This is a genomic window from Nocardiopsis sp. TNDT3 (genome assembly GCF_003427465.1).
GTDB classification, from domain to species: Bacteria; Actinomycetota; Actinomycetes; order Streptosporangiales; family Streptosporangiaceae; genus Nocardiopsis; species Nocardiopsis dassonvillei.
Window position 1 is genome coordinate 1 of the sequence record NZ_QPFC01000624.1, and the last position, 9,789, is coordinate 9,789.

Genomic DNA, 9,789 nt, shown 5'->3' on the forward strand with positions numbered 1-9,789 from the left:
CTTCGTCCGCGAACTCGTCGGCGCCGACATCCCCCAGGCCCGCAGCCACTTCGCCGCGCGCGCCCGACGGGAGGGCGGCCCGGTCCTCACCCGCGCCGCCCAGCTCTACCACTGCGCCGAGACCGGCGCGCGCCACGCCCGCGGTTCGCGCGGGCCCGGCCCGGACCCGGCCGAACTCCTGGCCCGCAGCGCCGAACGCGCGCGGCGGCGCTCGCCGCGCGCGGTCCGCTCCCTGCGGGCCCTGCGCGGGGCCTGGGGGTGGCTCATGGTGGCGGCGCTGCTCGTGGCGCCCCTGGCCGTCCCCGGTCTGGGCGCCGCGTTCCCCGTGCTGGCCGCCTCCTTCGTCCTGCTGTTCCAGCTGGCCCTGCTGGCCCGCTCCCGCACGGTCTCCTTCGCCTCGCTGCTGCGGATGGCCGCGTTCGGCGCGCTGCTGCTGTGGCCCCTGGCGCTCGCCGAGTCCGCCGTCACCGGGCTGCTGGGCGGCGACCCCTACGGCGTCCTCGGCTACACCTACGTCGCCGTGACCGTGGAGGAGGTCGGCAAGCTCCTCCCGCTGCTGCTCCTGGCCCTGGCGGCCCGCCGAAGGCTGCGCCGCCTGGCCGCGGTGGACTTCCTGCTGCTGGCCGCGGCCTCCGGGGCCGGGTTCCAGCTGGCCGAGCGCCTGCTCACGCAGGTGGCCCTCGGAGGGGCCGGCCCGTCCGCCGGGACCGACCTGTTCCTGCCCGGCGGCAGCACCGTCACCGACCCCGCGGGCACCGTGCTCGCGGTCTTCTCCGGTCACGCCGTCACCACCGGCCTGGTCGGCGCCGCGATCGGCCTGGCGGTCGTCGGCCGCCGCTACGGGGCCTGGCTGTGGCTGCTGCCGCCGGTCGCGCTGACCCTGGCGTTCCTGGAGCACCTGAACCTGAACGCGCGGCTGGCCAACGCCCAGCTGCACCCGGCCTCCGACCTCGTGCACGGCCTCCTCGGCGGAGGGGTGCTCACCCCGTGGCTGCTGGTGCTGCTGTTGCTCTGCGCGGTGGCCATGGACTACCGGATGATCGCGACCGCGGCCGAGTCCACGCCGCCGCTGCCCGGGCAGCCGCCGCTGGCCCGCCTGCGCCGCCGGGCGCGGGGGCGTTCGGTGGCCATGCGGGTCCGCGTGCCCGCCGACATCGCGCCGCTGTTCCGCCGGACGGCGCTGTCCTGGGTGGACCTGCCGATCACCCTGGCCACCACGGTGTCCACGATCGCCCACGAGCTGGCCGTCGCGGCCATCGCGGCGCGACGCGGCCCCTCGGTGCTCTGCGACACCTGGCGGTTCCTGCGCTGGCGGCGGGCGAACGCCATGGGCGAGGCCCGGTCGGCGGGGCGGCCCTGGCGCCACTACCCCTCACAGGAGGAACTGACCCGGCAGGCGCGCGAACTGGCGATGCGGCTGGGGCTGGCGGCCACCGGAGGGGTCACCGGGGCGATGGCGGCGATGGGCGCGGCGGCGGTGTTCGCCGCCACCGCGCCCGGCCCGGAAGCGACCGGTACGCCCGCCTACGCGTTCGTGGCCCTCGACCGGATCCAGGGGTGGCTGGGCGGCCTGACCGGTGTGGACGTGGTCTGGGCGGCCGTGGTGCTGGTCGCGGTGCTCACGCTGCTGCTGTCCGGGAACGGGGTGCCGCACGCGCACCCGCGGATGCGCGAGTTCCTGCGCGCGCCGACCGCGAACACCGGGGCGATCCTCGGCATGCTCGCGCCCGGCCAGGTGGGGTACGCGCTCCTGGGCTGGGCGGGGCTGCTGCTGCCCAGGCGCGTGAACCGGCTCCTCGTACGGTGACGGCCCCGGCCCCCCGGCCCTGGGTCCGTTCCCCCGGCCGCGCCGCTCACGTGTGCCCGCCCCGCCGGGAGACTCCGGCGGGCCGGGGCACCGGAAGCCCGCGTGGGTACGCGGGTGGGGCGGCCCCGGGGCCACGGGAGACAGGCCAGGGCCTCCGACGTCGTGGAGCCGGGCACGCGTCGTGAAGCGCTCGGGGAGGGCCCCGCCGCGGTCAGACCGCGGTGACGCCCCTCGGCGGCTCGAAGGCGCGCACGGGCGGCACTTCTCCGGTGAACGGTTCGACGCGCACGCGCACCAGCTGACCCGTGCACCCCTGGCTCAACGAGGACGTCCCCACGTCCTCCGTCAGCGCGTTCGGGTTCCCGTGCGCGCACGTCACGTCCTCCGACGAGGGGTCGTACCAGGCCCCCGTGGACAGCTGCACGACCCCCGGCCGCAGTGCGTCGCTCACCACCACGCCCGCCAGGCACGAGCCCGTGGCGCTGGACACCCGCACCACGTCCCCGTCAGCCACACCGCACGCCTGCGCCTCCTCAGGGCGCATCCGCAACGGCGCCCTTCCGCGCACCTTCTGCGACATGCTGTGCGCGCCCATGTCCTGCTGGCTGTGCAGCCTGCCGCTCGGCTGGTTCGCGATCAGCACCAGGGGGAACTCCCCGGACCGACCACCGGAGCCGTCCACCACGGGTGCCCCGACTCCGCAACCCGCTACCACTGACCCTCGGGCCCCAGCTCCGGAGGCCGTCGCCTCCGGTTCTCCGGCTCCGGCGTGGGTACCGGAACCCGCTACCACCGACCCTCGGGCCCCAGGCACCGAGTCCGTCGCCACGGACTCCCCGGCACCGGCCCCGAGCCCGGCCTGGGCGCCGGAACCGGTCACCACCGGTCCCGCCAGCCACACCGGATGCCCCGGGCAGTCCTCGTACCCGAACGACGCGATCGTCTCCGAGAACAGCTCGATCCGCCCGCTCGGCGTACGCAGGGCGTGGCCCTCCGGGTCGGCGCGGAACTCGCCCAGCAGCGCCTCGTCCTCCACCCGGCCGGGCATCTCCACCCGCCCGCGCTCCCAGAACTCCTCGAACTCCGGCACCTCCAGGCCCCGCCGCGCCACCAGCGACCGCCAGCGCCCGTACACCACGCGCATCCACTCGCCGCTCGTGCGCCCCTCGGTGAACTCCTCGCGCACCCCCAGCCTCTCGGCCAGGTCGGCGTAGGTGTCGTACTCGTCGCGCGCCTGCCCGTGCGGCGCCACCGCGCGCGGCATCGCCCGCACGCTCAGGTCGCCCTGGCTCGCGGCCATGTCGTCGCGCTCCAGCACCGTCGTGGCCGGCAGCACGATGTCGGCGTGCCGCGCCGTCGCGGTCCAGTGCGTCTCGTTCACCACCACCGTCTCCGGCCGCCCGAACGCCTCGGTCAACCGCCTCAGGTCCTGGTGGTGGTGGAAGGGGTTGCCCCCGGCCCAGTACACCAGCCGGATGTCCGGGTACCGCCTCTCCTCGCCGTCGTGGTCGTAGCGCCCGCCCGGCTCCAGCAGCATGTCGGCCACCCGCGCCACCGGGATGAACGAGTCCACCGCGTTGTTGCCCTGCGGCATCCTCGGCAGCCCCAGCGGCGTCGCGCCGCCCCCGTAGTTGCCCATGGACCCGTACCCGGACGCGAAACCGCCGCCCGGCAGCCCCACCTGCCCCAGGCAACACGCCAGCGCAAGTCCGGCCCACAACGGCTGCTCGCCGTACCGGGCCCGCTGCACCGACCACCCCACGTTGACCAGCGTGCGCCGCGCCGCCATCCGCCGCGCCAGAGACCGCAGCTCGTCGGCCGAGACCCCGCTGATCCGCTCGGCCCACTCCGGCGTCCGCGCGGTCCCGTCCGGGCCGCCCCGCTCGTCGCGCTCGCCCAGCACGTACGCGCGCAGCACGTCCGCGCCCACGGTGTAGCGGTCCAGGAAGGCGGTGTCGGCCAGGCCCTCGGTGAACAGCACGTGCATCAGCGCCAGCATCACCGCCGTGTCGGTCCCCGGGTTGAGGGAGACCCACTCGGCCTTGACGTCCTCGGGGGTGTCGTCCAGCAGCGGCGAGACCGACACGAACTCCACCCCGGCCCCGGACGCGTCGCGCATCGCCGGACCGGCGGTCTGGGCGGCGCGCCCGCCCGAGGAGGTCCACGTGTTGGACACCCGCAGCCCGCCGAAGCTCACCAGCAGCTCGGTGTGCTCGCGGATCCGCGTCCACGACGGGGCCCGGTGCAGCAGCCGGTTCGCCGCCGGGACGCCGATGATCCGCGGGAAGAGGACCTCCACCGCGCCGTGGCTGTAGGTGGTGCGCGAGCGCGTGTACCCGCCGATCACGTTGAGGAACCGGTGCAGCTGGCTCTGCGCGTGGTGGATCCGCCCCGCGCTGCCCCAGCCGTACGAACCGCCGTAGATCGCCGCGTTCCCGTACGCGCCGCGCACCCGGTCCAGCTCACCGGCGAGCAGGTCCAGCGCCGTGGACCACTCCACCTCGACGTAGGCGTCGTCCGGGTCACCCCGGAGCGGGTCCGGGCCGGGTCCGTTCTCCAGCCAGCGCCGCCGCACCGCCGGACGCGCCACCCGCGAGGCGTGGTGCTGGGCGGCGGGGGTGTTGGCGATCACCGGGGACGGCGCCGGGTCGTCCGGGTCGGGGAGGGTTCCGACCACCCGGCCGTCCTCGACGACCACCCGGTAACTGCCCCAGTGGGCGCTGGTCGGATACGACGACGTGCCGGACATGCTCGTTTCCCCCCTGGAATTCCCCTGCGCCCCACCAGGGGCCCGGACTCACTCTATGCACCGCACGGTGCGATGATGGGCGGCGCGGTCCCGCCCGGCGGAGGCGGCCGACCCGGCCGGACGGCCGGCGCCGCGACCGCGCTCCCGCGCGGCCGACCGGTGCGGACCGCGCGCAGGCGGACGAGTGGAGCAGGGGGACGGACGGCGATGGGCGAACTCAGGTCGCGGCGGTCGGTACTCGCGGTGCCGGGGTCCAACCCCCGGTTCGTGGACAAGGCGCGGGAACTGGACGCGGACGCCTTCTTCCTCGACCTGGAGGACGCGGTCGCGCCCCTGGAGAAGGACTCCGCCCGCCACGCCGTCGTCCGGGCGCTCAACGACGGCGGCTGGGGCGGCAAGGTGCGGTCCGTCCGCGTGAACGACGTCACCACCGGGTGGGCCTACCGCGACGTCGTCACCGTCGTCGAGGGAGCCGGGGCCGAACTCGACGCCCTGGTCCTGCCCAAGGTCACCTCGGCCCGCGACGTCCAGTGGCTCGACACCCTCCTCACCCAGATCGAGCGCGCCGTCGGGCTGGAGGTCGGCCGGATCGGCATCGAGGCGCAGATCGAGGACGCCCGCGGCCTGGTGGCCGTGGACGGGATCGCCGCGGCCTCGCCCCGCCTGGAGAGCCTCGTCTACGGGCCCGCCGACTTCATGGCCTCCATCAACATGAAGAGCCTGGTCGTCGGCGAGCAGCCGCCCGGCTACGACACCGGCGACGCCTACCACTACGTGCTCATGCGCATCCTCACGGCCGCCCGCGCCCACGGGCTCCAGGCCATCGACGGCCCCTACCTCCAGATCCGGGACGTGGACGCGTTCCGCCGCTCCGCCGGGCGCACGGCCGCCCTCGGCTTCGACGGCAAGTGGGTCCTGCACCCGCTCCAGGTGGAGGCCGCCAATGAGGTGTTCGCGCCCTCCCAGGAGGACTACGACCACGCCGAGCTGATCCTGGACGCCTACGCCCACGCCACCACCGTGGACCGGCGCGGCGCCGTCATGCTCGGCGAGGAGATGCTCGACGAGGCCTCCCGCAAGATGGCGCTCGTGGTCGCGGGCAAGGGGCGCGCGGCCGGGATGGCCCGGACCCGCGCGTTCGACCCGGGGGCCTGAACCCGGACCCCGGCGGAGGGCGGGCGGGCCCCGTGCGGGCCCGCCCGGTCCGCGCGGGCCCTGACCGGCGCGGAGTCTGACACGCGCCCCACCCCGCTCTTACCGCGCTCTCACCCTCATACGGAACCATGGGCGCCATGGAAGCCACCGCCACGGTTCTGGTCGCCGACGACGACCGCGCGATCAGGGACTCACTGGAACGCGCGCTCCAACTGGAGGGCTACAGGGTCAGGACGGTACCGGACGGGGTCCAGGCACTCGCCGCCGTGCACGCCGACCCCGTCGACCTGCTCGTCCTCGACGTGATGATGCCGGGAGTGGACGGGCTCGGGGTGGCCCGCGTGCTGCGCGCCGAGCGCGACCGCACGCCCATCCTCATGCTCACCGCGCGCGTGGAGACGCCGGACCGTGTGGCGGGGCTCGACGCGGGGGCCGACGACTACCTCGCCAAGCCCTTCGAGCTGGAGGAACTCCTCGCCCGGCTGCGCGCACTGCTGCGCCGGGCCGCGCCCTTTCCCGAGGATGCCTCGGAACAGGGACCGCTGCGCGTCGGCGAGCTGTCCCTGGACCCGGCCTCCCGCCGGGTCTGGCGCGGCGACCGCGAGGTCGAGCTGTCCAAGACCGAGTTCGACCTGCTCGAACTCCTGGTGCGCAACGCCGGGATCGTCCTGGACCACTCCACCATCTACGACCGCATCTGGGGCTACGACTTCGGCCCCGAGTCCAAGAACCTCGCCGTCTACATCAGCTACCTGCGCCGCAAGCTGGAGGACGGCGGTCCGCCGCTGATCCAGACCGTGCGCGGGGTCGGCTACACGCTCCGGCCGCAGGGTTGAGCCCCGTGCGACCCGACGACGGCACCCCGCGGGAACCCGGACACGGCGTTCCGCACGGCCCTGGAGCCTCGCCCGCATCCGACGCCCCGCACGGCCCCGGTACCCCGCACGGCTCTGGCGCCGCGTCCGGTCTCAGGGCCCTCGTGTCCGCCGCGCGCACCGCCGTCCCGAGGTGGCGCCGGACACTGCTCCAACCGGGCGACTGGCGGCTGGGCACCCGCTTCGCGGTGATCTTCGCGCTGGTCGCCACCGTCGTCATCGCCCTGGTCGGCACCCTCGCCTACACCACCGCCGCCGCGCTCATCCGCTCCGACGCCCGCACCGAGTTCGAGAGCACCGTCACCGCCCTGTCCGACCAGCTCGTCGACTACCACCAGCAGGGGCGGGGCGGCTCCGCCGGTCCCGGACCGTTCCTGCCCAGCGACAAGTTCCAGCTCCAGCTCCTCGAACCCGACGGCAGCAGGACGGTCAACATCGCCGACCCGTCCGAGATCATCCTGTTCGCACCGTCGCAGAGGGACCTGGAGGTCGCCGAGGAGGCCCGGCCCGGCATCGTCGACATGCGCGAGCAGGCCATCGGCGGGCAGGAGTACCGGCTGGCCACGGTCTCCCTCGGCGACGGCGCCGGGGCCCTCCAGCTCCTCCAGCGCCTGTCCCCGACCGAGCTGATGATCGACCGGCTGGCCACGCAGATCCTGTGGGTGGGCCTGTTCGTCGCCCTGTGCGCGGCCGCCGCGGGCTGGCTGGTGGGCCACCGCACCACCGGCCGCCTGGTGCGCCTCACCGAGGCGGCCGAGTACGTCAGCTCCACCGGGCGGCTCGACCCCGTGGACCCCGGCCGGAGCGGCGAGAGCCGCGAGGAGGACGTCGGCCGCGACGAGGTCGGCCGCCTCACCAGCGCGTTCAACGCCATGCTCGCCCGGCTGGCCCGTTCCAAGGACGAGCAGCGCCGCCTCGTCCAGGACGCCGCGCACGAACTCCGCACCCCGCTGACCAGCCTGTACACCAACGTGCAGGTGCTCGACAGGGTGGACCGGCTCAGCCCGGAGGCGCGCGCCGGCCTCATCGAGGACCTGCGCGGCGAGACCCGCGAACTCACCGCCCTGGTCAACGAACTGGTCGGCCTGGCCACCGGCGACCACGAGGACGAGCAGATGAGCGCCGTCCCCCTCGCCGGGATCGCCGAGAAGGTCGCCAAGCGCACCCGTCGCCGCACCGGCCGCGACATCGTCGTGGACGCCGACGACAGCGTCGTGTGGGGACGCCCCGGCTCCCTGGAGCGCGCCGTCTCCAACCCGGTCGAGAACTCCGCCAAGTTCGACCCCGAGGGCACCGCGCCCATCGAGATCCGCGTGCGCGCTGGGACGGTGGAGGTCCTGGACCGGGGGCCCGGCATCGACCCGGCCGAACTCGACCACGTCTTCGAGCGCTTCTACAGGGCCGCCGTCGCCCGCGGCCTGCCCGGTTCGGGGCTCGGCCTGTCCATGGTCAGGGAGATCGCGCAGGCGCACGGGGGCAGGGTGTTCGCCCGCAACAGGGAGGGCGGCGGCGCCGCCATCGGCTTCCACCTGCCGCTGTTCACACCGCCGCGGGACGGGGAGCAGAAGGCGCGCGGGTGAGGATCCAGCGCTCACGCGGACGCCGCGTCGGAACCGCCGGTCACCGCCCGCTGCGCGTCGCACCGGCTCCGGCGCCGGCCCCCGCACCGGCGGACGCCTCGCGGTAGATCCGCTCGAACCGCTCCAGCGAGTCCTCCAGCCGGTGCAGCTCCGCCATGTCGCGGCTGCGCGCGCCCATCCCGAGCCGTCGGCCCTCGTCGGCGACCACCGACTCCACGCGTGCGGCCAGCGCCCCCGGGCTGCCGGGCGGGTACAGGTACCCGTTGCCGCCCTCCTCCACCAGGTGCGGCAGCGCCATGGCGTCCGCCGCCACCACCGGCAGGCCGCTCGCCATCGCCTCCAGGGTGGCGATGCTCTGGAGTTCGGCGGTCCCGGCGATGGCCCACACGTCAGCGCACCGGTACACGTCGGGCAGGTCGGCGTGCGGCACGAAGCCCAGGAACACCACCCGGTCGGCCGCGCCGACCTCCGCCGCTAGCTCCTCCAGCCGCGCCCGGTGCGCGCCGTGCCCGGCCAGCACGAGCTGCACCCCGTCGGTCAGGGCCACCGCGCGCACGAGTTCGTCCACGCGCTTCTCCTCGTCCAGCCGCCCCACGAACAGCACCGTCCTGCGGTCCGGCACGCCCAGCCGGGCGCGCAGCCGCCGCCGGGTGGCCGCGCCGCCGTCCAGCGGGCTGAACCGGTCCAGGTCGATCCCGCACGAGACCGGTTCGACCGGCCGGGTGAACCCCTGGTCGACCAGCAGCCGCGCCGCCGCCGGGGTGGGCGTGGTCACGTGCTCGGCCCGGGACAGCACCGCGCCCAGGTCCCACCAGGCCAGCCGGGCCGCGTGCGGGCGCAGCGGCGCGGGCACGTGCACGTAGTCGAAGAGGTTCTCCGGCATGAAGTGGTTGGTGGCGACCACGGGCACGCCTCGGGCGTGCGCGGCGGCGGCCAGCATCCGGCCGACGAGGAAGTGGTTCTGGATGTGGACGGCGTCCGGCCGCACCCGGTCCAGGAGCCGGTCCAGGTGGCCGCGCACGCCCAGCGGGACCGCGAGCCGCACGCTGTCGTGGACCAGGGAGGACACCGAGCGCAGCCGGTGCTCGACCACCCCGCCGCGTTCCGCCGTGTACGGGGCGCCCTCGGGGGAGGGGCACACCACGTGGACCCGCGCTCCGCGCGCGGCCAGACCGCGGGCGAGGCGGGCGGTGAAGTACGCGGCGCCGTTCACGTCGGGGGGATAGGTGTCGGTACCGATCAGGACCCGGGTGCGGCGAGTCGCGCCGACGGCGGGCCGGGGCGGTGCCGCCACCGCGGGGGAGGCGAAGGACGTGGACATGACCTGATCTCCTTTGTCGGGTCGCCGCGTACGCCCGAGTGTGGGTCACCCGCGTTGACCCCCGCCGACCTCTCGGTGGCCGCCGGGCGACCGCTCGGTGGCACGCGGCGCGGGGGAGGGAACCCCCGCGCCCCTTCCGCCTACCCACAAGTCCGGCCGCGCCGACAGACAACGGACCGCGGCTCGCGTGCCCCGGACCCGCTCCGCCGCGCACACGCCGCGCGGCCCCGATCCGCCGCGCCTTCGGTCCGTGACCGTCCCGCCCGCCGCCGGGCACACGACGGGCGGCCCCGGACCCGAGG

Annotated in this window: 6 protein-coding genes; 4 read left to right on the forward strand and 2 right to left on the reverse strand. The window is 75.3% G+C overall.

The features are described 5' to 3' along the window. A partial coding sequence (locus DQW06_RS15890; RefSeq protein WP_117198820.1) for a PrsW family glutamic-type intramembrane protease occupies positions 1-1,807 on the forward strand: 1,807 nt, incomplete at its 5' end. A gap of 211 nt (positions 1,808-2,018) precedes the next feature. On the opposite strand, the gene DQW06_RS15895 is transcribed toward DQW06_RS15890, so the two are convergent. Then, complete coding sequence (locus DQW06_RS15895) at positions 2,019-4,556, reverse strand: molybdopterin-dependent oxidoreductase (protein ID WP_013156181.1); 2,538 nt, start codon at positions 4,554-4,556, stop codon at positions 2,019-2,021. 207 nt (positions 4,557-4,763) lie between these two features. Between DQW06_RS15895 and DQW06_RS15900 the strand changes: the two genes are divergently transcribed. From DQW06_RS15900 to DQW06_RS15910, 3 genes are all read left to right on the forward strand, one after another. Next, complete coding sequence (locus DQW06_RS15900) at positions 4,764-5,711, forward strand: CoA ester lyase (RefSeq protein WP_013156182.1); 948 nt, start codon at positions 4,764-4,766, stop codon at positions 5,709-5,711. Between the two features lie 137 nt (positions 5,712-5,848). Further along, entirely contained in the window at positions 5,849-6,547 is a 699-nt protein-coding gene (locus DQW06_RS15905; RefSeq protein WP_013156183.1) for a response regulator transcription factor, read from the forward strand. A gap of 143 nt (positions 6,548-6,690) precedes the next feature. Further along, the gene (locus DQW06_RS15910) at positions 6,691-8,166 is read left to right on the forward strand and encodes a HAMP domain-containing sensor histidine kinase (protein ID WP_013156184.1); all 1,476 of its coding nucleotides are present in this window, start codon (positions 6,691-6,693) and stop codon (positions 8,164-8,166) included. A gap of 40 nt (positions 8,167-8,206) precedes the next feature. Here the strand turns inward: DQW06_RS15910 and DQW06_RS15915 are convergent, their stop codons facing one another. Next, positions 8,207-9,487 (reverse strand): glycosyltransferase, encoded by a 1,281-nt coding sequence (locus tag DQW06_RS15915; RefSeq protein WP_117198821.1) that lies wholly within the window; start codon positions 9,485-9,487, stop codon positions 8,207-8,209. Positions 9,488-9,789 lie beyond the last annotated feature (302 nt).